The organism is Streptomyces sp. NPDC046122 (assembly GCF_056429965.1).
Window position 1 is genome coordinate 245635 of record NZ_JBWKLQ010000001.1, and the last position, 26400, is coordinate 272034.

At 71.5% G+C, this 26400-nt stretch carries 26 protein-coding genes; 3 read left to right on the forward strand and 23 right to left on the reverse strand.

Annotated features, from left to right (window positions below):
* Nucleotides 1–62: 62 nt before the first annotated feature.
* The 9 genes from gatB to AC07FK_RS01090 all read right to left on the reverse strand — a co-directional run bounded on the left by gatB (nt 63) and on the right by AC07FK_RS01090 (nt 10624).
* On the reverse strand, nt 63–1574 hold the full coding sequence (gene gatB / locus AC07FK_RS01050; protein WP_479101415.1) for an Asp-tRNA(Asn)/Glu-tRNA(Gln) amidotransferase subunit GatB: 1512 nt from the start codon (nt 1572–1574) through the stop codon (nt 63–65).
* Nucleotides 1575–1590: 16 nt separating this feature from the next.
* The gene (locus tag AC07FK_RS01055; RefSeq protein ID WP_069926802.1) at nt 1591–1824 is read right to left on the reverse strand and encodes a hypothetical protein; all 234 of its coding nucleotides are present in this window, start codon (nt 1822–1824) and stop codon (nt 1591–1593) included.
* 5 nt (nt 1825–1829) lie between these two features.
* Nucleotides 1830–3329: an Asp-tRNA(Asn)/Glu-tRNA(Gln) amidotransferase subunit GatA gene (gene gatA, locus AC07FK_RS01060; protein WP_479101417.1), complete on the reverse strand. Its 1500-nt coding sequence runs from the start codon at nt 3327–3329 to the stop codon at nt 1830–1832.
* Between the two features lie 2 nt (nt 3330–3331).
* Nucleotides 3332–3628: an Asp-tRNA(Asn)/Glu-tRNA(Gln) amidotransferase subunit GatC gene (gene gatC / locus AC07FK_RS01065; RefSeq protein ID WP_015036350.1), complete on the reverse strand. Its 297-nt coding sequence runs from the start codon at nt 3626–3628 to the stop codon at nt 3332–3334.
* Nucleotides 3629–3737: 109 nt separating this feature from the next.
* A complete protein-coding gene (locus AC07FK_RS01070; RefSeq protein ID WP_479101418.1) occupies nt 3738–5873 on the reverse strand; it encodes a putative bifunctional diguanylate cyclase/phosphodiesterase in 2136 nt (711 codons plus the stop codon).
* A 293-nt stretch (nt 5874–6166) separates the two neighbouring features.
* Nucleotides 6167–8347, reverse strand: coding sequence for an NAD-dependent DNA ligase LigA (gene ligA, locus AC07FK_RS01075; protein ID WP_479101419.1), 2181 nt, complete (start codon nt 8345–8347; stop codon nt 6167–6169).
* A 27-nt stretch (nt 8348–8374) separates the two neighbouring features.
* Nucleotides 8375–9382 (reverse strand): methionine synthase, encoded by a 1008-nt coding sequence (locus AC07FK_RS01080; RefSeq protein ID WP_479101421.1) that lies wholly within the window; start codon nt 9380–9382, stop codon nt 8375–8377.
* Nucleotides 9379–10068, reverse strand: a complete 690-nt coding sequence (locus AC07FK_RS01085) for an SDR family oxidoreductase (RefSeq protein ID WP_479101422.1) — start codon at nt 10066–10068, stop codon at nt 9379–9381. The genes AC07FK_RS01080 and AC07FK_RS01085 overlap by 4 nt, the downstream gene beginning before the upstream one ends.
* 16 nt (nt 10069–10084) lie before the next feature.
* Nucleotides 10085–10624 carry an LOG family protein gene (locus AC07FK_RS01090; protein WP_479102521.1) on the reverse strand — a complete coding sequence of 180 codons (540 nt, stop codon included), beginning with the start codon at nt 10622–10624 and terminating at the stop codon, nt 10085–10087.
* An 82-nt stretch (nt 10625–10706) separates the two neighbouring features.
* Here AC07FK_RS01090 and AC07FK_RS01095 point away from each other — a divergent pair, with 82 nt between their 5' ends.
* Nucleotides 10707–11039 carry a DUF427 domain-containing protein gene (locus AC07FK_RS01095; protein WP_479101424.1) on the forward strand — a complete coding sequence of 111 codons (333 nt, stop codon included), beginning with the start codon at nt 10707–10709 and terminating at the stop codon, nt 11037–11039.
* Nucleotides 11040–11145: 106 nt separating this feature from the next.
* Here the strand turns inward: AC07FK_RS01095 and mnmA are convergent, their stop codons facing one another.
* Complete coding sequence (gene mnmA / locus AC07FK_RS01100; protein ID WP_479101426.1) at nt 11146–12270, reverse strand: tRNA 2-thiouridine(34) synthase MnmA; 1125 nt, start codon at nt 12268–12270, stop codon at nt 11146–11148.
* A 54-nt stretch (nt 12271–12324) separates the two neighbouring features.
* Between mnmA and AC07FK_RS01105 the strand changes: the two genes are divergently transcribed.
* A complete protein-coding gene (locus tag AC07FK_RS01105) occupies nt 12325–12990 on the forward strand; it encodes an N-acetylmuramoyl-L-alanine amidase (protein ID WP_479101427.1) in 666 nt (221 codons plus the stop codon).
* A 103-nt stretch (nt 12991–13093) separates the two neighbouring features.
* Here the strand turns inward: AC07FK_RS01105 and AC07FK_RS01110 are convergent, their stop codons facing one another.
* The 3 genes from AC07FK_RS01110 to AC07FK_RS01120 all read right to left on the reverse strand — a co-directional run bounded on the left by AC07FK_RS01110 (nt 13094) and on the right by AC07FK_RS01120 (nt 14786).
* Nucleotides 13094–14263 carry a cysteine desulfurase family protein gene (locus tag AC07FK_RS01110; RefSeq protein ID WP_479101429.1) on the reverse strand — a complete coding sequence of 390 codons (1170 nt, stop codon included), beginning with the start codon at nt 14261–14263 and terminating at the stop codon, nt 13094–13096.
* Between the two features lie 78 nt (nt 14264–14341).
* Nucleotides 14342–14614 (reverse strand): DUF4190 domain-containing protein, encoded by a 273-nt coding sequence (locus AC07FK_RS01115; protein WP_479101430.1) that lies wholly within the window; start codon nt 14612–14614, stop codon nt 14342–14344.
* A 7-nt stretch (nt 14615–14621) separates the two neighbouring features.
* The gene (locus tag AC07FK_RS01120; protein ID WP_479101432.1) at nt 14622–14786 is read right to left on the reverse strand and encodes a hypothetical protein; all 165 of its coding nucleotides are present in this window, start codon (nt 14784–14786) and stop codon (nt 14622–14624) included.
* 98 nt (nt 14787–14884) lie between these two features.
* On the opposite strand from AC07FK_RS01120, the gene AC07FK_RS01125 reads away from it, so the two are divergent.
* A complete protein-coding gene (locus tag AC07FK_RS01125; protein ID WP_479101434.1) occupies nt 14885–15511 on the forward strand; it encodes a TetR family transcriptional regulator in 627 nt (208 codons plus the stop codon).
* A 69-nt stretch (nt 15512–15580) separates the two neighbouring features.
* Here the strand turns inward: AC07FK_RS01125 and AC07FK_RS01130 are convergent, their stop codons facing one another.
* The 10 genes from AC07FK_RS01130 to AC07FK_RS01175 all read right to left on the reverse strand — a co-directional run bounded on the left by AC07FK_RS01130 (nt 15581) and on the right by AC07FK_RS01175 (nt 26380).
* A complete protein-coding gene (locus tag AC07FK_RS01130) occupies nt 15581–16417 on the reverse strand; it encodes a thioesterase family protein (protein WP_479101435.1) in 837 nt (278 codons plus the stop codon).
* A gap of 37 nt (nt 16418–16454) precedes the next feature.
* Entirely contained in the window at nt 16455–17129 is a 675-nt protein-coding gene (locus tag AC07FK_RS01135) for a trimeric intracellular cation channel family protein (protein WP_479101436.1), read from the reverse strand.
* A gap of 69 nt (nt 17130–17198) precedes the next feature.
* Nucleotides 17199–18236 carry an ABC transporter ATP-binding protein gene (locus AC07FK_RS01140; RefSeq protein WP_479101437.1) on the reverse strand — a complete coding sequence of 346 codons (1038 nt, stop codon included), beginning with the start codon at nt 18234–18236 and terminating at the stop codon, nt 17199–17201.
* Nucleotides 18237–18256: 20 nt separating this feature from the next.
* Nucleotides 18257–19357, reverse strand: a complete 1101-nt coding sequence (locus tag AC07FK_RS01145) for an ABC transporter ATP-binding protein (protein ID WP_479101438.1) — start codon at nt 19355–19357, stop codon at nt 18257–18259.
* Between the two features lie 38 nt (nt 19358–19395).
* Entirely contained in the window at nt 19396–20394 is a 999-nt protein-coding gene (locus AC07FK_RS01150; protein WP_479101440.1) for an ABC transporter permease, read from the reverse strand.
* Between the two features lie 185 nt (nt 20395–20579).
* Nucleotides 20580–22358: an ABC transporter substrate-binding protein gene (locus AC07FK_RS01155; protein ID WP_479102523.1), complete on the reverse strand. Its 1779-nt coding sequence runs from the start codon at nt 22356–22358 to the stop codon at nt 20580–20582.
* A gap of 112 nt (nt 22359–22470) precedes the next feature.
* Entirely contained in the window at nt 22471–23469 is a 999-nt protein-coding gene (locus tag AC07FK_RS01160) for an ABC transporter permease (protein WP_479101442.1), read from the reverse strand.
* A 380-nt stretch (nt 23470–23849) separates the two neighbouring features.
* Entirely contained in the window at nt 23850–24653 is an 804-nt protein-coding gene (locus tag AC07FK_RS01165) for an enhanced serine sensitivity protein SseB C-terminal domain-containing protein (RefSeq protein ID WP_479101443.1), read from the reverse strand.
* 185 nt (nt 24654–24838) lie between these two features.
* A complete protein-coding gene (locus tag AC07FK_RS01170; RefSeq protein ID WP_479101445.1) occupies nt 24839–25612 on the reverse strand; it encodes an enhanced serine sensitivity protein SseB in 774 nt (257 codons plus the stop codon).
* A 57-nt stretch (nt 25613–25669) separates the two neighbouring features.
* Nucleotides 25670–26380, reverse strand: coding sequence for an AAA family ATPase (locus AC07FK_RS01175; protein WP_479101447.1), 711 nt, complete (start codon nt 26378–26380; stop codon nt 25670–25672).
* Between the last annotated feature and the right edge of the window lie 20 nt (nt 26381–26400).

Below are 26400 nucleotides of genomic sequence, written 5' to 3' on the forward strand. Positions count from 1 at the left end.
AAGGGCGGCGCTCCGGAGGTCTCCGGTGCGCCGCCCCTCGTACGCAGACGGGCGTAGGGGCGTCAGCCCTCGGTCACGCCCAGCTTCTCCAGGATCAGCTCGCGCACCCGCGCCGCGTCGGCCTGACCGCGCGTGGCCTTCATGACCGCGCCGACCAGCGCGCCGGCCGCGGCGACCTTGCCGCTGCGGATCTTGTCCGCGATCCCCGCGTTGGCGGCGATCGCCTCGTCCACGGCCGTGCCCAGCGCGCCCTCGTCGGAGACGACCTTCAGGCCGCGCTTCTCGACGACGTCGTCCGGGCCGCCCTCGCCCGCGAGGACGCCCTCGATGACCTGGCGGGCCAGCTTGTCGTTGAGCGAGCCCTCCTTCACCAAGGCGGTGACGCGCGCGACCTGCTCGGGCGTGATCGGCAGCGACGCGAGGTCGCGGCCGGACTCGTTGGCGTTGCGCGCCAGCTCGCCCATCCACCACTTGCGGGCCGAGGCCGCGTCCGCGCCGGCCTCGATCGTGGCGACGATCGGGTCGATCGCGCCGGCGTTCAGGATCGACTGCATGTCGTGCTCGCTGACGCCCCATTCCTCGCGGAGGCGGTTGCGGCGTACCCGCGGCAGCTCGGGCAGCCCCTTGCGGAGCTCCTCGACCCACTCGCGCGCGGGGGCCACGGGCACCAGGTCGGGCTCCGGGAAGTACCGGTAGTCCTCGGCGTTGTCCTTGATGCGGCCGGCCGTGGTGGAGCCGTCCTCCTCGTGGAAGTGCCGGGTCTCCTGCACGATCGTGCCGCCGGACGAGAGCACCGCGGCGTGCCGCTGGATCTCGAAGCGGGCGGCGCGCTCGACCGAGCGCAACGAGTTGACGTTCTTCGTCTCGGAGCGCGTGCCGAACTCCTCACGGCCGTGCGGCCGCAGCGAGAGGTTCACGTCGCAGCGCATCTGGCCCTGCTCCATGCGCGCCTCGGAGACGCCGAGCGCCTTGATGAGCTCGCGCAACTCGGCGACGTACGCCTTCGCGACCTCGGGGGCCCGCTCGCCCGCGCCCTCGATCGGCTTGGTGACGATCTCGATGAGCGGGATGCCGGCGCGGTTGTAGTCCAGCAGGGAGTGGGACGCGCCGTGGATACGGCCGGTGGCGCCGCCGACGTGCAGCGACTTGCCGGTGTCCTCCTCCATGTGGGCGCGCTCGATCTGCACGCGGAAGATCTCCCCGTCCTCCAGCTGGACGTCCAGATAGCCGTTGAAGGCGATCGGCTCGTCGTACTGCGAGGTCTGGAAGTTCTTCGGCATGTCCGGATAGAAGTAGTTCTTCCGGGCGAAGCGGCACCACTCGGCGATCTCGCAGTTGAGCGCGAGGCCGATCTTGACCGCCGACTCGACGCCGATCGCGTTGACGACCGGGAGCGAGCCGGGCAGACCCAGGCAGGTGGGGCAGGTCTGGCTGTTGGCGTCCTGCTTGAGCTCCGTGGAGCAGCCGCAGAACATCTTCGTCTTTGTGCCGAGCTCGACATGGACCTCGAGGCCCATGACGGGGTCGTAGGACGCGAGTGCGTCCTCGTACGACACCAGTTCAGTGACGGTCACGGTGAAACTTTCCCTCTCAGCCCAGCAGGACGTCGTCGTCGCCGAGCTTCTTCAGCTCGCGGTACAGCAGAGCGAGGCCCGTGACGATGGCGGCGGCGGAGACAGCGGCGTCGACGAGACGCAGCGTGTCATTGTCCTTGCGGGCCATACGGGCCTGCTTGACGACGCTGATCGCGCCGAAGGCGGTGGAGCCGATCGACAGGTACGTGCCGGCCTTGGAATTCTTGAATCCCTTGGCCTTGATGGGCATGGGGCTCACAGCGACGGTGCCTCCTCAAGCAGCGGGTGGCCCCACTTTTCCACGAAGGCTGCCTCTACTGCGGCGCCGACCTTGTAAAGACGGTCGTCCTTCATGGCGGGGGCGATGATCTGGAGACCGACCGGCATGCCGTCCTCGGGAGCCAGGCCGCAGGGCAGCGACATGGCGGCGTTGCCGGCCAGGTTGGTCGGGATCGTGCACAGGTCGGCGAGGTACATCGCCATCGGGTCGTCGGCGCGCTCGCCGATCGGGAAGGCGGTGGTGGGCGTGGTCGGCGAGACGATCACGTCGACCTTCTCGAACGCCTTCTCGAAGTCCTGCGTGATGAGCGTACGGACCTTCTGGGCGGATCCGTAGTACGCGTCGTAGTAGCCGGAGCTCAGCGCGTACGTGCCGAGGATGATGCGGCGCTTGACCTCGTCGCCGAAGCCGGCCTCGCGGGTGAGGGCGGTGACCTCCTCGGCGGACTTCGTGCCGTCGTCGCCGACCCGCAGGCCGTAGCGCATGGCGTCGAAGCGGGCCAGGTTGGAGGACGCCTCGGACGGGGCGATGAGGTAGTACGCGGACAGCCCCAGGTCGAAGGACGGGCAGTCCAGCTCGACGATCTCGGCGCCCAGTCCGCGCATCAGCTCGACGGACTCGTCGAAGCGCTGGAGGACGCCGGCCTGGTAGCCCTCGCCGCGGAACTGCTTGACCACACCGACGCGCATGCCGGCGACGGAGCCGTTGCGGGCGGCCTCGACGACCGGCGGGACCGGGGCGTCGATGGAGGTCGAGTCGAGCGGGTCGTGCCCGGCGATGACCTCGTGGAGGAGCGCCGCGTCCAGGACCGTGCGGGCACAGGGGCCGCCCTGGTCGAGGGAGGACGAGAAGGCGACCATGCCGTAGCGGGACACGCCGCCGTACGTCGGCTTGACGCCGACCGTGCCGGTGACGGCGGCGGGCTGGCGGATGGAGCCGCCGGTGTCCGTGCCGATGGCGAGCGGCGCCTCGAACGAGGCGAGGGCGGCGGAGGAGCCGCCTCCGGAGCCGCCGGGGATCTTGGTCAGGTCCCACGGGTTGCCGGTCGGGCCGTACGCGCTGTTCTCGGTGGAGGACCCCATGGCGAACTCGTCCATGTTGGTCTTGCCGAGGATGACGACGTCGGCCGCCTTCAGCTTCTTCGTCAGCGTGGCGTCGTACGGCGGGATCCAGCCTTCGAGGATCTTCGAACCGACGGTGGTCGGGACGCCCTCGGTGGTGAAGATGTCCTTGAGCGCGAGCGGGACGCCGGCCAGCGGGCCGAGCTTCCCGCCGTTCGCCCTCTTCGCGTCGACGGCGCGGGCCTGGGCCAGCGCGCCCTCGCGGTCGACGTACAGGAAGGCGTGCACCTTCTCGTCGACGGCCTCGATGCGGGCCAGGTGGGCCTCGGTCACCTCGACGGCCGTGAGCTCGCCGGAAGCGATCTTCGCGGCGGTCTCGGCGGCGGTCAGCTTGATGATGTGGGTGTCCGTCATGACTAGTCCTCCCCCAGGATCTGCGGCACCTTGAAACGCTGCTGCTCCTGGGCGGGGGCGCCGGAGAGGGCCTGCTCCGGGGTGAGCGACGGACGGACCTCGTCCGCGCGCATGACGTTCGTCAGCGGCAGCGGGTGGGAGGTCGGCGGTACGTCTTGGTCGGCGACCTCGGAGACGCGGGCGACCGCGCCGATGATGTCGTCGAGCTGACCGGCGAAGTGATCGAGCTCTTCGCCCTTCAGCTCCAGACGCGCCAGCCGTGCGAGGTGGGCGACCTCCTCGCGCGTGATGCCAGGCATGCAGCGATCCTCAGGGGTGAGTGTGTGGATTTTGGCCCAATCCTATGGGGCTCGGGCCCCTGCCCACGAAACGGATTCCCTGCGGACGGCCTCGTACGCTCCCTGTGCGCTACTTCACCGGCTGGCCGGACGGCGAGGGGGACTGGCGCTGCGCCTCCTCCAGGGCGGCCGCGGCGGCGACCCGGTCCAGGTCCACCTGCCGGTGCCAGCCCCGCTCGCCCCGCGCCAGGAGCCACGCCGTCGCCTCGTCCGGCGGCATGGCCGCCGCGACCAGCCACCCCTGCACGGCGTCGCAGCCCAGGTCCCGCAGGCGCTCCCACGTCTCGTCGTCCTCGACGCCCTCGGCGACCACCAGCAGGCCCAGCGAGTGCGCGAGGTCGACCGTGCAGCGGACGATCTCGGCGTCCTCGTTGTCGACCGCGAGCCGCGCCACGAACGACCGGTCGATCTTGAGCTCGCTGACCGGCAGCCGGCGCAGGTGGACGAGGGAGGAGTAGCCCGTGCCGAAGTCGTCCAGGGACATCTTCACGCCGTGCCCGGTCAGCCCGGCCAGCGTGTCCGCCGCCCGCTGCGGGTCCTCGAGGAGGACGTGCTCGGTTATCTCCAGCTGGAGGGAGCCGGCGGGGACGCCGTGCCGGGCGAGGCGGGCCGCCACCGCGCCCGCGAAGCCGGGCGTGTGCACGTCGCGCGGCGAGACGTTGACCGCCACGGGGGTGTTCAGCCCCTGCGCCCGCCAGCGTGCGACCTGCGCGAGCGCGGTCTCCAGGACGTACTCGGTCAGGTGCGGCATCAGCCCCGAGGACTCCGCGATGGCGATGAACTCGTCGGGAGGGACCCGCCCGCGCTCCGGGTGCACCCACCGGACCAGCGCCTCCAGGCCGGCGACCTGTCCGTCGAAACGGACCTTCGGCTGGTAGTGCAGCTCGACCTCGCCCGCGTCCAGCGCCCGCCGCAGGTCGCCCAGCAGGCCGAGGCGGTCGGGGGTGTTGCTGTCCCGCTTGGACTCGTACACCTCCACGCCCGTGCGGTCCCGCTTGGCCTGATACATCGCCACGTCCGCGCGGCGCAGGAGCCCCTCGGCGTCCAGCGCGTGGTCGGGGAAGACGGCGACGCCCGCGCTGGCCTCCAGGACGAGCGTCAGGCCGTCCAGGTCGAGCGGCGAGGACAGTGCGGCCACCAGGTGCCGGGCGACGCGCTGCGCGCTGGTCGTCGAGTCCGCGGCCGGCAGCAGCACCGCGAACTCGTCGCCGCCGAGCCGCGCGGCCTCCGCCCCGCGCGGCAGCGCCAGCCGCAGCCTGTCCGCTATCTGGAGCAGCAGCCGGTCGCCCGCCAGGTGGCCGAGCGTGTCGTTGACCGCCCTGAAGCGGTCGAGGTCTATCAGCACGAGCGCGGACCTGGTCCCGACGCTCTCCGCCTCTTCGAGCACCGGACGGGCCCGCTGCAGCAGCCAGTGCCGGTTCGGCAGTCCGGTCAGCGGGTCCTTCAGCTGCTCCTCCGCCCTGGCCCGGGCGATCCAGAGCGTGGAGTCGAGCGCGATGAGCGGTACGGCGAACAGCGGCAGCAGGACGGGCAGCGCCACCGCTATGACGCAGATCAGGGGTGCGATCCCGAGCAGGGCCACCGCGACGAGCCCCTGCCGGTACAGGGCCGTCCGGGCGACCGACGGCAGGCGGCCACCGCGCGGGGCCAGCGCGTACCAGAGCAGCAGCCGGGTGAGGACGAGGTACGCGACGGCGGCGAGCACGACCTCCGGGACCGTTTCTATCCCCCACTCCAGTGGGTTCCAGGGCTGCTCGACGGTGGGGACGTCGCCGAACACGGCCAGCACCAGAGCGGCGGCGCCGATGCCGAGGATGTCCACCGCGCCGTGCAGCAGGCCCTGCTTCCAGCGGTGCCGGCGGGCCACGCCGACGAGCACGACGACGGCCAGGCTGACCAGGCCCGCGGGCACCCAGCCGTACAGGAGAAGGACGGCCAGGGTGAGGGCGGCGCCGGAGCCGGTGCCGCCCCACCAGCGGTCGCGGCCCAGCGCGACCAGGTGGGCGACGATGACCGCCGTGAGCAGGGTGAGGGACCAGCCGACCGTGCCGGCGGGGAACAGCGCGCGGTCCCCGGTCAGGGCGCGGAAGATCCCGGTGGCCAGGACGAGGGCGGCCACTGTCACGACGGCGGCGGGCAGCGCCCTGGGGGTGCCCGCCCACCGCCGCAGCCGTGAGGCCGGGTCGGCACTCTCGGTCGGTTTCATTCCGTCCCTCTCACTGCCGGCGGTGCCCGTGCCAAGCGCTGGCCCCGTAGTCATGCCGTACACGACTGAAATCCCTTCCCCGGCTCGGACGTGCAGGGGACACCCCGTTGCAGCCGTGTACGGCAGGCGCACATCTCAACAGTAGGCCGCAGAAGGCTCTTCGGGGCAGCGGTCCACCGCTGTTGCCCGAATGCGACCCGGCAACCGGCGTCCGTCTGCTATGCGCCGAACGGGTGATCCCGGCCACGGAGTTCACCCCCTCTCACCGCCCCTTTCCCCGCCCTGCGGCGCCCCTACTCCTCGCTCGGCACAGCCGCTTCACGCGCCGCGTCCGGACCCTCCGCCAAAAGGACGGCAAATCCTTCTTCGTTCAGGACAGGCACCTTCAACTGCATGGCCTTGTCGTACTTCGAACCGGGACTGTCGCCCACCACCACAAATCCGGTCTTCTTTGAAACAGATCCGGTCACTTTTGCGCCGAGGCTCTGGAGCGCCTCTTTCGCGCCATCCCGGGTGTAGTTCTGCAGGGTCCCGGTCACCACGACCGTCAGGCCCTCCAGCGGGCGCGGTCCCCGGTCCTCACCGGCGCCCTCCTCCGTGCGGACCCCGGCCGCCCGCCACTTGCGCAGGATCTCCCGGTGCCATTCCTCCTCGAACCATTGTTTGAGCGAGGCGGCGATGGTGGGGCCGACGCCCTCCACGGCGGCCAGTTCCGCCTCGGTCGCCTGCTCGATCCGGTCCAGCGACCGGAACTCGCGGGCCAGCGCCTCCGCCGCGACCGGGCCCACGTGCCGGATGGACAGACCGGTGATGACCCGGGCCAGCGGACGCTGCTTCGCAGCCGCGATGTTCTCCAGCATGGCGAGCGTGTTCTTCTTCGGCTCGCCCTCCTGGTTGGCGAAGAAGGTGACGATCTTCTCCTCGCCCGTCTTCGGGTCGCGCTTGGGAAGACCCGAATCCTGGTCCAGGACGTACGACTTGATGGGCAGCAGCTGCTCGACCCGGAGGTCGAAGAGGTCGCCCTCGTCGCGCAGGGGCGGCTGCGCCGGCTCCAGCGGCCTGGTGAGCGCGGCCGCCGCGACATACCCGAAGTTCTCGATGTCCAGGGACTTGCGGCTCGCCAGGTAGAAGAGCCGCTCGCGCAACTGGGCCGGGCAGGACCGGGCGTTGGGGCAGCGGAGGTCGATGTCGGCCTCCTTCATCGGCCGCAGCGGCGTACCGCACTCGGGGCACTCGGACGGCATCACGAACTCCCGCTCGCTGCCGTCCCGCAGGTCCACGACCGGGCCCAGGATCTCGGGGATGACGTCGCCCGCCTTGCGCAGCACCACCGTGTCCCCGATGCGCACGCCCTTGGCCTTGACCACCTCCTGATTGTGCAGGGTGGCGAACTCGACCTCCGAACCGGCGACCGTGACCGGCTCCACCTGGGCGTAGGGCGTCACACGCCCCGTACGCCCCACGCCCACCCGGATGTTGACCAGCTTGGTGTTGACCTCCTCCGGCGCGTACTTCCAGGCGATGGCCCAGCGCGGCGCCCGCGAGGTCGAGCCGAGCCGGCCCTGGAGCCGGATCTCGTCGACCTTGACGACGACGCCGTCGATCTCGTGCTCCACGGAGTGCCGGTTCTCGCCGAAGTGGGCGATGAACTCCCGTACGCCCGCGAGGCCGTCGACGACCCGGTTGTGCCGGGCGACCGGCAGGCCCCATTCGCGCAGCAGCTCGTACGCGTGCGACAGGCGGTCGATCTCGAAGCCCTCGCGGGCTCCGATGCCGTGCACCACCATGTGCAGCGGGCGGCTCGCGGTGACCTTGGGGTCCTTCTGCCGCAGCGAACCGGCCGCCGCGTTGCGGGGGTTGGCGAAGGGCTTGTCCTCCGCCGCCACCAGACGCGCGTTCAGCTCGAGGAACTTCTCCATCGGGAAGTAGACCTCGCCGCGGATCTCGACCAGGTCGGGGATCCGGTCGCCCTTCAGGCGGTCCGGGATGCCCGCGATGGTACGGACGTTGGGCGTGATGTCCTCGCCCGTCCGCCCGTCGCCCCGTGTCGCGGCCCGGGTGAGCCGGCCCTTCTCGTACGTCAGATTGACCGCGAGGCCGTCCACCTTCAGCTCGCACAGCAGGTGGTACGGCACGGTGCCCAGCTCGCCCGCCACGCGCTCGCCCCAGGCGGACAGCTCCTCGTCGTCGAAGGCGTTGTCGAGGGAGAGCATGCGCTCGCGGTGCTGGACCGCGGTGAAGTCCGTCTCGTACGCCCCCGCCACCTTCTGGGTGGGCGAATCGGGCGTACGCAGCTCGGGGTACTCGTCCTCCAGCCCCTCCAGCGTCCGCAGCAGCCGGTCGAACTCCGCGTCGCTGATGACGGGCTGGTCCTTCACGTAGTACCGGAAGCGGTGCTCCTCGATCTGCTCAGCGAGCTGTGCGTGCCGCTCCCGTGCCTCCGCCGGCACCGCCGCCTGCTGTTCGCCAGCCACCGTCCTGCCTCCCGTTTCCGATTCCCGTTACTCAGGGTTGTCCGCGAGCGATCTCGCGGCCCTGGCGCAGTGCGCGAGCGCGGCGCGCGCGTACGCGGGAGAAGCCCCCGCGAGCCCGCACGACGGAGTGATCACCAGGGACTCCGCCAGAGTCCCCGGATTCAGCCCCAGCCTGCGCCACAGCGTCCTGACACCCATGACGCTACCGGCCGGGTCCGACAATGCCGTGTCGGTGCCCGGCACGATTCCGGCGAACAGCTGCGTACCGCCCTCCACCGCCTCACCGATCGCCTCCTCGTCACGCTCCGTGAGCAGGGAGAAGTCGAACGACACCCCCGCGGCGCCGGCCCGGCGCAACAGGGCGAACGGCACGTCCGGTGCGCAGGAGTGGACGACCGCCGGCCCGCCGGCCGCCCCCATCACGTCCCGCAGCGTCCCCTCGACGACCTGGCGGTCCACCGCCCGGTACGTCCGGTACCCGCTCGCGGTCCTGACGTGTCCGCGCAGTACGGCCGTCAGCGACGGCTCGTCGAGCTGGAGCCCGACCTGGGCGCCGGGTACGCGCCGCCGCACCTCCGCCAGGTGTGCCCGCAGCCCTTCGGTCAGCGAGCCCGCGAGGTCCCGGGCCGCGCCCGGGTCGCCGAGAGCCGCCTCGCCGCCGCGCAGCTCCAGCGAGGCCGCCAGCGTCCACGGCCCGACGGCCTGCACCTTCAGCGGCCCCGTGTAGCCCTGGGTGAACTCCTCCAGCGCGTCGAGGTCCTCCCCCAGCCAGGACCGGGCCCGCCGGGTGTCGCGCCCCGGGCGGTCGCTGAAGCGCCAGCCGCTGGGTTCGAGGTGGACGTACATCTCGACGAGCATCCCGGCGGTCCGGCCGATCATGTCGGCACCGGGGCCCCGGGCGGGCAGCTCCGCCAGGTACGGGAAGTCCTCGAAGCTGCCGGTGACGGTCCTGGCCGCCTCCCGCGCGTCACCGCCGGGCATCGACCCGACGCCGGTCGCCGGGCCCCACGCGTATGCCGCCTCGCCCGCGCTCATCGGCCCGGCCGCACGGTCAGGTCGTTGACCTCGGCGTCGCGCGGGAGGTCGAGGGCCATCAGGATCGTCGTCGCGACCGACTCGGGGTCGATCCAGTGCGACGGGTCGTACTCCTTACCCTCCTGGGAGTGGACCTTCTCCTGCATGGGGCTGGCGGTGCGCCCCGGATAGACGGAGGTGACGCGCACGCCGCTTCCGTGCTCCTCCTGGCGCAGCGCGTCGGCGAGGGCCTTCAGGCCGTGCTTGCTGGCGGCGTACGGGCCCCATTCGGCGTGCGCGGTGAGGCCGGCGCCCGAGTTGACGAAGACCACATGGCCCTTGTCGTGGCGCAGTTGGGGCAGGAACAGCCGGGTCAGCTCGGCCGGTGCGATCAGGTTGACGTTGAGCTGGCTGTGCCAGGTCTTGGTGCCGAGCTCGCCGATGCGGCCGAGATCGACGACGCCCGCCACATGCAGCAGCGAGTCGACCCGCTCCGGCATCGGCTGGTGCGAGAACGCCCAGGAGAGCCGGTCGGGGTTGGCGAGGTCGCCGACGAGCGTACGGGCGCCGGGGAAGACTTCCGCGAGCTGCTTGGCACGGCCCGCGTCGCGGGCCATCAGGACGATGTCGTCGCCGCGCTCGTGCAGGCGGCGGGCGACGGCCGCGCCGATGCCCGAGCCCGCTCCGGTGATCACATGTGTAGCCATGGGGCCCATGCTCGCATCACTGGACTCCCGCGCACTCCTCAAGGTAGGCCAGAGCCGCCACGCCGTCCTCCGCGAAGAAGACCAGGTCGGCGAGGGGTACCGGCAGGAAGCCCTCCGCCTCCATCCGCTCGAACTGCAGCTTGAGGCCGTCGTAGAAACCCGCCGTGTTGAGCAGCACCACCGGCTTGGTGTGCAGGCCGTGCTTCTTCAGCTCCAGTATCTCGGTGGCCTCGTCCAGCGTCCCGGTGCCGCCGACCATGACGACGACCGCGTCGGACTTGGCGAGCAGCAGCGCCTTGCGCTCGGCGAGGTCCTTGGCGATCACCATCTCGTCGGCGTTCTCCCGCGCCACGGTGTGCAGGAACTCCACCGACACTCCGACGAGCCGCCCGCCCGCGTCCTGCGCGCCGTCCGCGACGACCTTCATCAGGCCGGCCTCCGAGCCGCCCCAGACCAGCGTGTGGCCGCCCTTGCCGATGAGTTCGCCGAATTCGCGGGCGGGGCGGGTGTAGCGCTCGTCGAGGTCGGCTGCCGAGAGGAAGACGCAGATGTTCAGTGCCATGGGGAAGAAGCTACGACCCCCGGACGCTGGAGAGAACACACGCCCGTCGTACCCCGGACCGAGAAGAGGGTCGCCCGTGACCGCAGGACACCGCATCACCGTCGAGCAGGGCGACGCGCACGTGCGCGTCGTGTACGGGGGACAGGTGGTGGCGGAGAGCCGCCGCCCGCTGCTGCTGCGCGAGACGGGCCTGCCGGTGCGGTACTACCTGCCGCCCGACGACGTCAGGGCCGACCTGCTGACGCCCTCCGCCAAGCGCACGCACTGCCCCTTCAAGGGGTACGCCTCGTACTGGTCGCTGCCGGGCGCGCCGGACCTGGTGTGGGCCTACCTGGATCCGAAGCCGGAAGTGGCCGCCGTGAAGGGGCACTTCTGCTTCTACGAGACGGAGGTCCTCGCCGCGGAGTGAAGATCTCCGGGCAGCCGGTGCCCGACCCGTCCCGTCGGAGGAGGCGGGGGCTACGGGCCCGCGCCCGGCGCTCCCGGCAGCGGGCCGGGGTCGCGGCGCGGGCGGATCAGGTCAGGGCGGCGGCCGCGCGCGCTGTCGTGGCGATCGTCGCCGAGCCGACCACGCGGGTGCCGTCGTACAGGACGATCGCCTGACCGGGGGCGACCCCCCGCACCGGCTCCGCGAAGGTGACGCGCAGCTCGCCGTCGACCAGCTCCGCGGTCACCGGCGTCTCGTCGCCGTGCGCGCGCAGCTGGGCGGTGTACGCGCCGCCGCCCGCCGGGGCCGTGCCGCACCAGCGCGGCCTGACGGCGGTGAGGGAGGTGACGTCCAGGGCCTCCACCGGGCCCACCGTCACCGTGTTGTTCACCGGCGAGATGTCCAGGACGTAGCGCGGCTTGCCGTCGGGGGCGGGGTGGCCGATGCGCAGTCCCTTGCGCTGGCCGATGGTGAAGCCGAAGGCGCCCTCGTGCGTGCCGACCTTCGTACCCGACTCGTCGAGGATGTCGCCCTCCGCCTTGCCGCCGAGACGGTCCGCGAGGAAGCCCTGCGTGTCGCCGTCGGCGATGAAGCAGATGTCGTGGCTGTCGGGCTTCTTCGCGACCGCGAGGCCCCTGCGCTCGGCCTCGGCGCGGATCTCCTCCTTGGTGGTCAGCGTGTCGCCGAGCGGGAACATCGCGTGCGCGAGCTGGCGCTCGTCGAGGACGCCGAGGACGTACGACTGGTCCTTGGCCATGTCGGAGGCGCGGTGCAGCTCCCGGCTGCCGTCCTCGTTCACGACGACCGTCGCGTAGTGGCCGGTGGCCACCGCGTCGAAGCCGAGGGCCAGCGCCTTGTCGAGCAGCGCCGCGAACTTGATCTTCTCGTTGCAGCGCAGGCAGGGGTTCGGGGTGCGACCGGCCTCGTACTCGGCGACGAAGTCCTCGACGACGTCCTCGCGGAAGCGCTCGGCGAGGTCCCAGACGTAGAAGGGGATGCCGATGACGTCGGCGGCCCGGCGCGCGTCGCGCGAGTCCTCGATCGTGCAGCAGCCGCGCGCGCCCGTACGGAAGGACTGCGGGTTGGCGGACAGGGCGAGGTGCACGCCGGTCACGTCGTGCCCGGCCTCGGCGGCGCGGGCGGCGGCAACGGCGGAGTCGACCCCGCCGGACATGGCGGCGAGGACACGGAGGCGGCGCGGGGTCTCAGTCATAGCTCCACCAGGGTAGACGGAACCAGCGACAGGGCCGAAAGCGTTAAAGGGCTCATGGAGCAGAAGAAGGCGGCAGGGGTGAGCAGACGTGCCCTGTTCATCGGGGGCGGCGCGGCCGTCGTGGGCGGTACGGCCGCCCTGTTCGGGGAAGAGCTGGCCCGGTTGTGGTGGCTCGTGCCGGGTGTCGACAAGCAGCGCACGGAGGGAGAGGTGGATCACAAGGGGGCCCGGTGGGTCGCCGCGTCGGCCGGGAACCTGCGGACCGCGGACCGGCCGGCCGACTACGGCATCGACCGGATCGTGATCCATGTGACGCAGGGCGACTTCGCGACGGCCGTACGCGTCTTCAAGGACCCGCTGCACGCGGCCGCCGCGCACTACATCGTGCGGGCGAAGGACGGCCACATCACGCAGATGGCGCGGGAGCTGGACGTGGCGTACCACGCGGGAAACCGCTCGTACAACGAACGCAGCGTCGGCATCGAGCACGAGGGCTTCGTCGACCGGCCGGAGAACTTCACGGACGTCATGTACCGCTCGTCGGCGCGGCTGGCCGCCGGAATCTGCCGGCGGTACGGGATACCCGCCGACCGGGAGCACATCATCGGCCACGTCGAGGTCCCGGGCACCGACCACACGGACCCCGGCCCGCACTGGGACTGGGGGCGCTACATCCGCCTGGTGCGCGCGGAGCTGGAGCGCCCGCCGGCCGCGACGTAGCCCGGCGGTTCGCCCGCACGCCGCCGCGCGGGCCTGGGGTTCAGACGCGCGCCGTGACGCAGCCCGGCGGTTCGCCCCCCACGCGGCGGGGCGGGCCTGCGGTTCAGACGAGCCCCGCCGTGCGCGCCCGCTCGACCGCGGGGCCGATCGCCCGCGCCACCGCCGCCACGTCGTCGGCGGTCGAGGTGTGCCCCAGCGAGAACCGCAGGGTGCCGCGCGCCAGGTCCGGGTCGGTCCCGGTGGCGAGCAGGACGTGGCTCGGCTGGGCGACTCCGGCCGTGCAGGCGGAGCCGGTGGAGCATTCGATGCCCTGGGCGTCGAGCAGCAGGAGCAGGGAGTCGCCCTCGCAGCCGGGGAAGGTGAAGTGGGCGTTGGCCGGCAGCCGGCCGGCCGGGGACGGGTCGCCGCCGAGGATCGCCGTGGGCACGGCCGCCCGTACGGCGTCCACCAGGTCGTCGCGCAGCCCGCCGATCTCGCGCGCGAACCACTCGCGCCGCTCCGCCGCGATCCGGCCCGCCACCGCGAAGGCGGCGACGGCCGGGACGTCCAGCGTGCCGGAGCGCACGTGCCGCTCCTGGCCGCCGCCGTGCAGGACGGGGACGGGGCTGTACTCACGGCCGAGGAGCAGCGCGCCGATGCCGTACGGGCCGCCTACCTTGTGCCCGGAGACGGTCATCGCGGCGAGCCCGGAGGCGGCGAAGTCCACGTCGAGCTGCCCGTACGCCTGCACCGCGTCGGCATGCAGCGGTACGCCGAACCCGGCCGCCACGTCGGCGAGTTCGCGGACCGGCATGACGGTGCCGATCTCGTTGTTGGCCCACATGACGGTGGCCAGGGCGACGTCCGAGGGGTCGCGCGCGATCGCCTCGCGCAGCGCCGCCGGGTGGACCCTGCCGTACGCGTCGACCGGCAGGTACTCGACGGTCGCGCCCTCGTGCTCGCCCAGCCAGTGGACGGCGTCCAGCACCGCGTGGTGTTCGACGGGGCTGGCCAGGACGCGGGTTCTGCGCGGGTCGGCGCCGCGCCGCGCCCAGTACAGGCCCTTGACGGCGAGATTGTCCGCCTCGGTGCCGCCGGCGGTGAAGACCACCTCGCTCGGCCGGGCGCCGAGGGACTCGGCGAGCGTCTCGCGGGCCTCCTCGACGGTGCGCCGCGCCCGTCGGCCGGCGGCATGCAGGGACGACGCGTTGCCGGTGACGGCGAGCTGGGCGGTCATCGCCCCGACCGCTTCCGGAAGCATCGGGGTGGTCGCGGCGTGGTCGAGGTAAGCCATGGTGCACTCGATTCTACGAGCCCGCGGCCCGCTCCCCCGCCGCGCCCCTCGCCCGCGGTGGCCCGCCGCGGGGCCGGGTCAGCCCCCGAAGGTCCAGGACACGGTGCCGTCGGCGGAGGCGAGTACGGCGAGGACGACCAGGTCGGCCACCCCGAGACCGAGGCCGAGCAGCGCCCTGCCCCGGCGTTCGGTGCCCCGCCACAGGGCCAGGGACGCGAGGACGATCGCGACGGGGCCGAGGAAGATGTTGAGGACGAGCAGTCCGGCGAGGCCGAGGACGAACGAGGCGACGGCCATGCCGTCGGGGTCCCGCGTCCCGGTCGCCCGGCGGGCGGATGCGGTGAACTCCATGGCGCGTTCAGCTCCTTCGGGTCGTGCGTCGCGAGTGGCGCTCACGGGCGGCGAAGACGAGAAGCCAGGCACCGATGAACGCGGCGGCGACGAGGGACACCGGGGCCGGCACATGTGCCACCGAGCCCATCAGCACCCCCAGCAACAGCAGAGCCGCTACGAGAACGAACATGTGAACCCCTCCTGGGAGTACGACTGTTCACTGACTACCCAGTCTAGGGTTCCCCCGGATGCTTCCCGTAACCGGAGAACAGTTGTTTACTGAATGTCATGAGTCACACCGCGGGCGTCCGCCGGGCACAGAAGGAGAAGACCCGTCAGGCCCTGCTGGCGGCGGCGCTCGGCCTGCTGGAGGAGCAGAGTCTGAGCAGTCTCGGCCTGCGGGAAGTCACGCGGGCCGTCGGCGTCGCCCCGACCGCCTTCTACCGCCACTTCCGCGACACGGCCGATCTGGGCGTGGCGCTCGTCGAGGAGGCGCTCGGCGGTCTGCACGCGGTCATCCGTGCGACGCTCGCGGCGACCGGCGACAGCGCGGTGCGCATCGACGCCGCGGTGGACCTCATCGCCCGCCACGTCCAGGCGTATCCCGCCCACGTCCGCTTCGTCACCCGTGAGCGGCACGGCGGTGTGGAGCGGGTGCGCGACGCGATCGGCGGGCAACTCGGCCGGTTCGCCGACGAGGTGGCGGCCTGGCTCGCCACACAGCCGGACTGCGCGGCCTGGAGCGAGGACGACCGGCGGATGCTCGCGCACGTCCACGTGGACCACATGGTGATGACCGCGTCCGCGTTCCTTGAGGCGGAGCCGTACGGCGAGCAGCGCGTCGCGGCCGCCGCCTCCCTCGCCCGCCGCCAGTTGCGGCTGATCGGCCTGGGCCGCCGGCACTGGCTGGACTGAGCCGGACCCGGCGGAACCGAGCGGGCCCGACCGCCGAACAGTGCTCGGCCGGCGGTCGTGCCCCGCAGGTCAGCCGCGCGGTGCTCGCGCCAGCTGCCGGGACTGGGCGACGAGCCGGTCCGCGCTGTCCCAGACCTCCGCGTCCTCCTCCAGGAAGCCTCCCGCGAGGTTGCGGGTGGTGATGGAGACGCGCAGCGGGCCGGGGGCCGGCCGGCAGCGTACGTGGGTGGTGAGCTCGACGGTCGGGGTCCACCCCTTGAGTCCCAGCTCGAAGGAGGTCGGCGGCAGGGCGTCGACCGTGAGCAGCAGCGACAGCGGGTCGGGGTCACGGCCGTCGGCGAGGCCGAACCAGCCGCGCATCTCGCCCTTGCCGGAGGGCGCGCCCACGGCCCAGCCGACGGTCGCGGGGTCCAGCCGGATGGCGAGCCGCTCGGTGATGGCCGAGCTGCCGGGGATGGCGGCGGGCCCGGCCTCGGCGCCCAGGCACTGCTCGTACGCCGGCATGACGGGCGGCTTCGCCGTCGTACGGACGTCGTCGGGCAGGGCGTCGAGGTCGCCGTAGGAGGCGATGACGCGGATCCGCTCGACCTCGGTGCCGTCGTCGGCGTACTGGAAGAGGGACGCCTGGCCGGTGGAGAGGGTGCGTCCGGTGCGCACGGTCTGCGTCCGCACGACCGCCTTGCCGGGCACGGACGGCGTCAGGTAGTGCGCCGAGACCGTGAACGGGTCGGAGTGCGGCAGGGCGTCGCCGAGCGCCCGGCCGAGCAGGGCGAGGAGGTAGCCGCCGTTGACGGCGTGGATGATCGTCCAGCCCGCGGAGAGCTCCGCGTCGTAGACGCCCGGTTCGCGCGGGGAGATCGCGGTGTCGCGGTCGAACTCGCTGTCCCCGATGGATGCCTGTGCCATGGCATGCACGGTACACCGGCACGTTACTAAGCGGTAGCTAAGTGGTGGCCTCGCTTTTCTCCTCCGCCTTGGCGGAGCTGCGGTGCCAGGCGCGCGGCGCCCGCCAGTGGAAGTGCATCGCCAGCAGCCGCAGCAGGAAGGCGGTCAGGACGGCGATGCCGCTGGTCAGCGCGTTCAGCACGTCGAAGCGGATGCACAGCGCCACCATGGCGGCGCCGACGATCGCGGGGACGGCGTACAGATCGCGGTCCCAGCGCAGCAGTGAGGGCACCTCGTTGGCGAGGACGTCGCGCAGTACGCCGCCGCCGACCGCCGTTGCCAGACCGAGGGCGGCCGAAGCGGTCAGGCCGAGCCCGTAGTCGTACGCCTTGGTCGTGCCCGTGACGCAGAAGAGCCCGAGCCCCGCCGCGTCGAAGGCGTTGACCGCGCCCTGGATCCGCTCCACCTCGGGGTGCAGGAAGAAGACCAGGGCGGCCGCCACCAGCGGCATGGTGAAGTACCCGAGATCGGTGAAGGCGGCCGGCGGCACCGCGCCGATGATCAGGTCGCGCAACAGCCCCCCGCCCAGCGCGGTGACCTCTGCGAGCACCGCTATGCCGAAGACGTCGAAATTCTTGCGGACGGCGAGCAGGGCGCCGGAGATCGCGAAGACGAAGATCCCGACGAGGTCGAGCGCATGCTGGACGGAGGGCGTGAAGAGTTCCTGGAACACCGGGCAATTGTGCCGGTATTCATCCCTGCCGGCGTCCCCCGCGCCCGCGGACCGGGACGCGGGCCCCCGCTACGGCGCCTGGTCGGGCGCGTTCTCCGGATGGTGGCAGGCCACCTGGTGGCCCGTCTTGAGGGTGGTGAGCACCGGCTCCTTGGTCTTGCAGATCTCCGTGGCCTTCCAGCACCGCGTGTGGAAGCGGCAGCCCGGGGGCGGCGAGATCGGCGACGGCACGTCGCCCTTGAGCAGGATCCGCTCGCGCTTGTGCTTGCTGCGCGGGTCGGGCACCGGGACTGCCGAGAGCAGCGCCTTGGAGTACGGGTGCATGGGCGACTCGTACAGCGCCTTGCGGTCCGCCAGCTCGACGATCTTGCCGAGGTACATCACGGCGATGCGGTCCGAGACGTGCCGGATGACCGAGAGGTCGTGCGCGATGATCACGTACGTGAGACCGAGCTCGTCCTGGAGGTCGTCCAGCAGGTTCACCACCTGCGCCTGGATCGACACGTCCAGCGCCGACACCGGCTCGTCGGCGACGACCAGCTTGGGCTTGAGCGCGAGCGCCCGCGCGATGCCGATGCGCTGGCGCTGGCCGCCGGAGAACTCGTGCGGGTAGCGGTTGTAGTGCTCCGGGTTGAGGCCCACCAGCTCCAGCAGCCGCTGGACCTCCCGCTTCACACCGCCCTCGGGCGTGATGTTCTGCAGCTTGAAGGGCGCGCTGATGATCGTGCCGACCGTGTGGCGCGGGTTGAGCGAGGAGTACGGGTCCTGGAAGATCATCTGCACGTCGCGGCGCAGCGGCCGCATCTGCCCGGTGCCGAGGTGGGTGATGTCCCGCCCCTCGAACTCGATCTTCCCGCTGGTGGGCTCCAGCAGCCGCGTGATCAGCCGGCCCATGGTCGACTTGCCGCAGCCCGACTCGCCCACCACACCGAGGGTCTCCCCCGGGCGTACGTCGAAGTCGAGACCGTCGACGGCCTGGACCGCGCCGACCTGGCGCTGCAGCACGCCCTTCCTGATGGGGAAGTGCTTCACCAGGCCGCTGACCTTGAGCAGCGGCTCGGTCGACGGTGACAGCGGCGAGGACGACGCCTGCTCCGGGATCGTCACTTCGGGATCCTTCGTCTCGCTCACAGCTTCGGCGCAATCTCTTCGGTCCAGATCCGCGTCCGGTCCTCGGCCGCCATGTGGCAGGCCGAGAAGTGCCGGTCGGCTTCCTGCCCGGGCAGCACCTTGAGTTCCGGCCGCTCGGTACGGGTGATCCCGCCCTTGGGCACGTCCGCGTACGGGCAGCGCGGGTGGAAGGCGCAGCCGCTCGGGATGTTGATCAGGCTGGGCGGCGAGCCCTTGACCGGGATGAGCCGGTCGGTCTGGTCGCGGTCGATGCGCGGCATCGAGCCAAGCAGGCCCCAGGTGTACGGGTGCTGGGGCTCGTAGAAGACCTTCTCCGCGGGGCCGCGCTCGACGCACCGGCCGCCGTACATCACGAGGATGTCGTCGGCCAGTTCGGCCACGACGCCCAGGTCGTGCGTGATGACGATGACGGCCGAGCCGAACTCCTTCTGCAGGTCCCGGATCAGGTCCAGGATCTGCGCCTGGACGGTCACGTCCAGCGCGGTGGTCGGCTCGTCCGCGATGAGCAGCTCGGGGTTGTTGACGAGCGCCATCGCGATCATCGCGCGCTGGCGCATGCCGCCGGAGAACTCGTGCGGGTAGCCGTCGAACCGCTTGTCGGGCTGCGGGATGCCGACGCGGTCGAGCAGTTCGATCGCGCGCTTCTTGGCGGCCTTCTTGTCGACCTTGTTGTGGATGCGGTACGCCTCCACGATCTGGTGGCCGATCGTGTAGTACGGGTGCAGCGCGGACAGCGGGTCCTGGAAGATCATCGAGATCTCGCGGCCGCGCAGCTTGCGCACCTCGTCGGGGTCGGCGGACAGCAGTTCCTTGCCGTCCAGCCAGATCTCGCCCGAGATCTGGGCCTTGCGCCGGCCGTACTGGCCGACGGTGTGCAGGCCCATGATGCCGAGCGAGGTCACCGACTTGCCGGAGCCGGACTCGCCCACGATGCCGAGGGTCTTGCCCTTCTCCAGCGTGAAGGACAGGCCGTCCACCGACTTGACGAGGCCGTCGTCGGTGGGGAAGTGCACCTTGAGGTCGCGCACGTCGAGGAAGGCGCCCGTCTGCGGGGAGCCGGAGCGTACGGGCTCGCCGACCGCACCGGTCTTCGTCAAGGCGGCTCCGGGGGCCTCCCCCGGGACAGGCACAGTGGTCACGAGAGCCTCACTCGGGGGTCGATCACGGAGTACAGGATGTCCACGACGAGGTTCGCGAGCACGACGGCCGCGGCGGCGACGAGTGTGACACCCAGGATGAGCGGAAGGTCGAAGTCGCCGATCGCCTTGACCGCCGCCTGGCCGAGGCCGGGGAGGCTGAAGGCGGTCTCGGTCAGGATCGCGCCGCCGACCAGGGCGCCGAGGTCCATGCCGAGGATGGTGAGGATAGGCGTCATCGTGGAACGCAGGGCGTGCTTGCCCACGACGACCGGTTCGCTCAGGCCCTTGGCGCGGGCGGTACGGATGTAGTCCTCGCCCAGGACTTCCAGCATGGTGGCGCGGGTGAGGCGGGCGTACATCGCGGCGTACAGGAAGGCGAGGGTCACCCACGGGAGCACCAGGCCGCTGAACCAGCCGAGCGGGTCCTGCGCGATGTCCACGTACTCGGCGTCGAACCATCCGAGCTGGGTGCGGAAGATCGCCAGGGACAGCAGCGCGGTGAAGTAGATCGGCAGCGAGACGCCGGCGAGGGCGATGGTCATCGCCGTGCGGTCGATCGCGGTACCCCGCTTGAGGGCGGAGATGATGCCGGTCGTGACACCGACGACGACCCACAGCACGCACGCGCCGGCCGCCAGGGACAGCGTCACGGGGAGCCGCTCGGTGAGGACGGGCCAGATCTCCTGCTCCGTACGGAAGGAGTAGCCGAAGCAGGGCGCGTCGCAGTGGAACGACGAGCCGCCGCCGGTGTAGTCGCGGCCGACGAACAGTCCGCTGATGAAGTTCCAGAACTGCACCAGGATCGGATCGCCGAGGCCGAGCTTCTCCCGGATGCCTTCGATGGCGCCTGGGTCCGCCTGCTTGCCGATGAACATCGCGGCGGGGTCGCTGCCGGTCAGTTTCGGGATCACGTAGAAGATGCCGAAGGTCACGAGAGTGACCACGAGCAGCATCACGACGACGGCGGTCAGCCGCCTGATGAGGTATGCGAGCACTACGGTCGGCCCGGCGGGGGGGGGGGGGGGGGGGGGGGGGGGGGGGGGGGGGGGGGGGGGGGGGGGGGGGGGGGGAGGGGTGGGGGGGGGGGGGGGGGGGGGGGCCCCCCCCCCCCCCCCCCCCACGCGGCCATCACCTGCCCTTCGGGCTTAGCGGCGGGTGTGCCGGCGGAGCGAACGGACGGTCACTTGACGCCGAGGGAGGCGTAGTCGTAGCGGCCGTTGTAGGAGTCGGCCGTGTAGACGTTGGTCAGCCGCGAGCTGCGCCAGATCACGTTCTTCTCGAAGGTGAAGGGCAGGTAGACCGCGTGCTCGGAGACCTTCTCGTTGATCTGCTTGTAGAACTCGGCGGCCTTGTCGGGGTCCGTCTCGAGCATCGCCTTGTCGAACAGGCCGTCGATCGACTTGTCCTTCAGCATCGAGAAGTTGTTGTTGCCGCTGTCGAGGATGAAGCGGCTGTCGACGAGCGGCTGCGAGAAGCCCTGACCGCTCGGGAAGTCGGCGCCCCAGCCCATGATGATGATGCCGTAGTTCTTCTTCTCGACGTTCTTGGGAGCGCCGATGATGCCGGAGGTCTGCGCACCGTCGTACTGGTCGATCTGCACCTTGATGCCGACCTTCGCGAGCGACGCCTGCATCGACTCGGCGGTGGCGATCTCCTGGGGCTTGTTGTTGCGGACCGCGATGGTGGTCTCGAAGCCCTTCGCCTTGCCGCAGGCCTTGAGCTCTTCCTTGGCCTTGGCGACGTTGCCCGTGGTGTCCTTGAGGACGTTGTACGGGTCGTACTTCGCGTCCGAGCCCTTGATGCTCGGCGGCAGCATGTTGGTGGCGATGTCGCCGCCCGCCATGGGGCCGCCGCGCGCGGTCTGCAGCGACTTGTGGTCGGATGCGTAGATGACCGCCTTGCGGCAGTGGATGTTGTCCATCGGCTTGACCGTCTGCGGGAACACCGCGTACCGGATGAAGCCGGTCTGCGGGTTGTCGACGTTCGCCTTGTGGTCGCGCAGCGCCTTCGTGCGGCCGGCCGGGCTGATGCCGGTGGCGTTCACGTCGAGGTCGTAGTCGCCCTCGATCAGGCGGTTGTCCATGTCGTCGGCGTTGGTGATGAGCTTGAGCGAGACCTTGTCCGGCAGCGCCTTGCGGACGGCGTCGGTCTCCTTCTTCCAGTGGGGGTTGCGGCTCAGCTCCATGCCCTTGTTGGGCGTGTAGGAGTCGATCTTGTACGGGCCGTTGGAGAAGGGCTTCAGGCCGTACTTCTCGACCGTGTCCTTGTCCTGGCGGACCGGCGTGGCGGCCGGCATGGCCAGCATCTGGAGGAAGTCGCCGTTGGGCTTCGGCAGCTTGAAGACGATGGTCTTGTCGTCCGGCGTCTCGATGGCCTTCAGGCCCAGCTTGTCGGCCGACTTGTCCTTGTACGGGCCCTTGTACTCCTTCTTCGGGTCCAGGACCTGCTGGAGGTAGATCGGGCCGCCGGAGATCTTGTCCTGGGCCCAGATGCGCTCGATGCCGTACTTGATGTCCTTGGAGGTGACGGGCTTGCCGTCCTCCCAGGCCAGGCCGTCCTTCAGCGTGAAGGTGTAGGTCTTCTTGTCCGCCGAGACCTGACCGGTGTCGGTCGCCATGTCGGCGACGAGCTCGGTGGACTCGGTGCCCGCGACCGGCTTGAAGGTGATCAGCTGGCGCGTGTAGTAGCGGGCGAAGTCCCACATGAAGCCGTAGTAACCGCGCTGCGGGTCCCACGAGTCGGAGTCCTGCGTACCGATGAACTTGATCGTGCCGCCCTTCTTGTCCGAAGGGTTCGCGATCTTGCCGACGGCGGCGTTGAAGCCAGGGGCCTTGCCCTTGCCGTCGGCGCCGTCGTCCTTGCCGCCGCCACCGCAGGCCGTGGTTCCGACGAGCGCGGCGACAACGAGCGCCGCGCCTGCGGCGAGCCGTCGCCTGGAAGAACTGTTGGCTGTCACGATCAGCAACCTCCGTAAGAGTGCCGGTCCCTCGCGGGACCGACGGTTTGGGTGGCCTCCTGACACATCGGCAGGGGCGGCGCGGGGGGAACGTGGGGTGGTGCGGGACGAACGGTCAGCGGGAGCCCTTCGGGTCCAGCGCGTCACGCACGCCGTCCCCGAAGAGGTTGAAGGCCAGGACCGTGACGAAGATGGCCACGCCGGGCGCGATCATGAACATCGGGTCCGCCTCGTAGTACTCCTTGGCCTTGGAGAGCATCTGGCCCCAGGAGGCGGTGGGCGGCTTGACTCCCGCGCCCAGGAAGCTGAGGGCGGCCTCGCTCAGGACGTTGGTCGGGATCATCAGCGTCGTGTAGACGGTGATCGGGGCGACCAGGTTCGGCAGCAGTTCCTTGAAGAGGATGTACGTGCGGCCCGCGCCGAGGCTGCGCGCCGCCTCGACGTACTCGCGCTCCCTGAGGGAGAGCGTCTGGCCGCGGACGATCCGGCCCACGTACGGCCACCCGAAGAAGCCGATGACGACGATGAGCGCGCCGATGCGCACACCGGAACCGCTGAACCCCCAGAGGGAGTTGGGCAGTACCGAGACCAGCGCGATGATGAAGAGAAGCTGCGGGAAGGCCAGCAGTACGTCCATCACCCGGCTGATCGCCGCGTCGACCCAGCCGCCGAAGTAACCGGCGATGATCCCGAAGACCGTGCCGAGGGCTACGGCGAAGACGGCCGCGAGGAAGGCGACCAGCAGCGAGATCCGGGCGCCGTAGACGAGGCGGCTGAACACGTCGCGGCCGTTGACCGGTTCGACTCCCAGCAGGAAGTCGGAGCTCATGCCGCCCCAGCTGCCGATCGGCGTGCCGAACAGCGGGTCGATCTTGTCCTCGTGGAAGTCGTTCGGCGGGTGGCCGAACGCGCTGACGATCAAGGGCGCGAACACCGCGACCAGGATCAGGAACAACACGACGACGCCGCCGGCCAGCGCGACCTTGTCGCGCTTCAGACGCACCCATGCGATTTTCCAGGGCGAGCGGCCTTCGATGGCTTTCGCCGGAACATCGGCCGCGACGTCAACGGCCGCGGTCTCTGCCGCGCTCGTGTCGTGCAGTGGTGCCGTCATCGTGGTGGGGACCCCTCTCGGCTCGGCCGACGGGTGGTCGGCCCGCGCCTGCCGCTGTAGCGGCTTGTTCGCATCGCAGGTGCAAGTGGTGCGGAAACGTGCAGAAGGTGCTCGGGCAAACGCAGTTGACATCGGGGAAAGCGGGTCGCACACAGGACCGACGTTCCTTGTTGCGGGAGTCTTCAATGAGCGCGCGATCACCCGCCAGACCTGGCGGGCAATGGATGCGCAACCGTGATGTGGCCTGTGGGCTTCCGTTATGCGGACGCCGCGATCGACTGAGCGGACCAGAAGCGGTCGATTGCACCAGACCGGACATGCCGCCCAACGGCCGTCATGCGCCGCTAATTTGGGCCGTGTCAGCCGCTGTGGGACGTGCCTCAGTAGGCGCGCGGCGCCGGGTAGCCGTAGCCGCCCTGCGGGGCGGAGGCGGGCGGCGCGGCGGGCGCGTGGGCCTCGCGGTCGTAGAACGGGCGGGCGTTGGCGCGCAGCCACATGGACACGGGGTCGTACTCGTCGGACATCGCGACGGTGGACACCGGCAGCCCTTCGGGGACCACGCCGATCGACTGCTGCATCATCGCGCGCACGGCGTCGACGGACTGCTGGCCCGTGTCGTACAGGTCGAGTCCGATGGCCAGGTACGGCGCCCCGAGCGCCGGCTGCACCCAGGCGCGGCGCAGCGCGCGGACGGCGGGCGTCCGGTGGGCGTTCTGGGTGAGCAGGGCGTAGAACTGCGGGATCTCGACGGCCGGTTCGGACAGCCGCAGCGGGCCCGCGGGCATCCGGTCGAGCCCGGTCGCGATACGCCGCAGGTCGAGCCAGGGGATCCCGACGCCACCGCCGGGGGCGTGCGGGTTGAGCCAGATGCCCCAGCGGTCGGGGAACAACGCCCGGGCGACGTCGCGGGCGGGCACCACCTCGTACGCCCGGCTCCAGCCGCTCGCGGCGAGCTCCTGGGCGGAGGTGACGCACGGCGCGTAGCCGAGGCCCTCGACGTCCATGTTCCCGTACTGGGCGTCGGGCGACCCGGCCTGACCGTGCCAGAGCAGCATCCAGAGCTCACCGCCCGCCGGATCGGCGAGGGCGCGCAGGAGCGCCTCGTACGCGTCGTAACGCCCGGGTGTCACCTGGCGCAGCATGTGCTCGACCTGCCCGGCCGCCGCAGTGCCTGACGCGCTCACCCTGGGTCCCGCCCCTCTTCGATCCACCGTGTCGGTTGTCGGCCAAGCTTAAGCGGCAGCACCGGCGCGGGGCACGAGTCGGGCGGCGGTGCGCGGACGGCGGCCCGGCGCGCGGTGCGCGACGGCCGCGAGCGGGGCGCCCCTACGGAGGCCGGGGCGCGACGGCCGGGGGCGGCAGGCGGGCGTCAGGCGCGCGTGTAGAAGGGCCGGACCTTCTCCAGCATCCACCCGGCGACCGGGTCCTGGGCCACGTCCAGCAGGACCAGGTTGACCTCCCACGGCACCTGGACGCGGCCGAGCGCCCGGCCCAGCGCGTCCATCGGGGCGTTGCGGTCGGCGCCCTCCCAGGCGGACAGCTGTACGCCGACGAAGAGCGCCGGGGGGCCGCCCTCGACGCTGGCGAGGGCGCGGCGGGCGCTCAGCACCACACCGCTCTCCTCGAACTCCCCGGCGGCGGCGGAGAGGAAGTCGACCGGCTCCTCCTGCCAGTCCGGCTCGAAGAGCCGGACCCGGCCGCCACTGGCCGGCCCGTCCAGCGGCGTACGGCCGGCCCGGCAGAGCTCGGCGACGGCGGCCGGCGGCAGCGGGACGCCGACCGCGCCGTCCGGGTTCACCGCGATGCCGAGCTGCGGGGGCAGGCCGCGGGCGAATTCCCGGGCCGGCGCCACGGTGAAGGACATGTGCGGCCCGGCGCAGTGGCGGAGCTGCTCCTCCGAGCTGTACACGGGGACGTACGCCTCGCCGTGGATCAGCACGGTCGGCAGGTCGAGATGCGGGGAGTCGGGGCCGCCGCCGGAGGGCAGCGGCACCCACACCTGGCTGCGACCGAGCACCTCGACTATGCGGCCGCCCGCGGCGGGGTTGCCGAGCGAGGCGCCCAGCACCTCTTCGAGCTCGTTGCCGGGCCAGCCGCTGCCGCCGTGCGGGTGGGCCGCTACCGGGAAGTCAGGGAAATCCACGGCACGAACTTTAACGCGACGCGCACACCCTCCCCCGGGCTCCCCCGCGGCCGGGCCTCAGCCGCCGGAAGGGCCCCCGGCGGCCGGAGCGAGGAAATCGATCACCTTCAGCGCGCCCGCCGCGTCCCGGTCCAGCAGGACCGCCGACGCGCAGCCCGCCGGCAGCCGGCCGGCCTCCGCGTCCCGCACCAGCCGGCCCACCGCACGCCGGTGCCGGGCGAAGGCGTAACCGGAGACCCCGCGGCCGCGCTCCTGCTGGCCGGCCCGCGCCACGTCCGCCGTCACGTCGAGCAGCACCAGGTGCAGCGCGACGCCCCGGCGGCGGGCGTCGCCGGCCAGCCAGCGCCGCACCCACGTCTGCGTACCGCAGTCGTGCACCACGACGCCCTCGCCCGAGCGCAGCGCGCGCCACAGGCCGGCGTAGTGCGCCGCGCGCACCAACGGCCGGTAGAGCGCGTACGGCAGCAGGCGGGGCATCAGCGCCTCCCAGCGCTCGCGCGCGTCCTGCGAGTCGATCCGGTGCGCCGCCGTACTCGCCGTACGCCGGATCAGGGTGCTCTTGCCGCTGCCCGGCAGGCCCGACACCACCACCGTGTCACCGGCCGCGAAGGACAGTGCCCGCGGGCCGCATCCCCCCCGCGCGCGCAGGTCGCGCACGAAGGGCGCGGGCCGGCGGGCGGCCCGCACCGGCACACCCTGCTGGGCGGGCATCGCGCGGTGCGCGGTCCCCGCGGTCGTCGCGTACACACCGGGCTGCTGCAACGTCATCGTCTTCCCCCTGTCGGGTG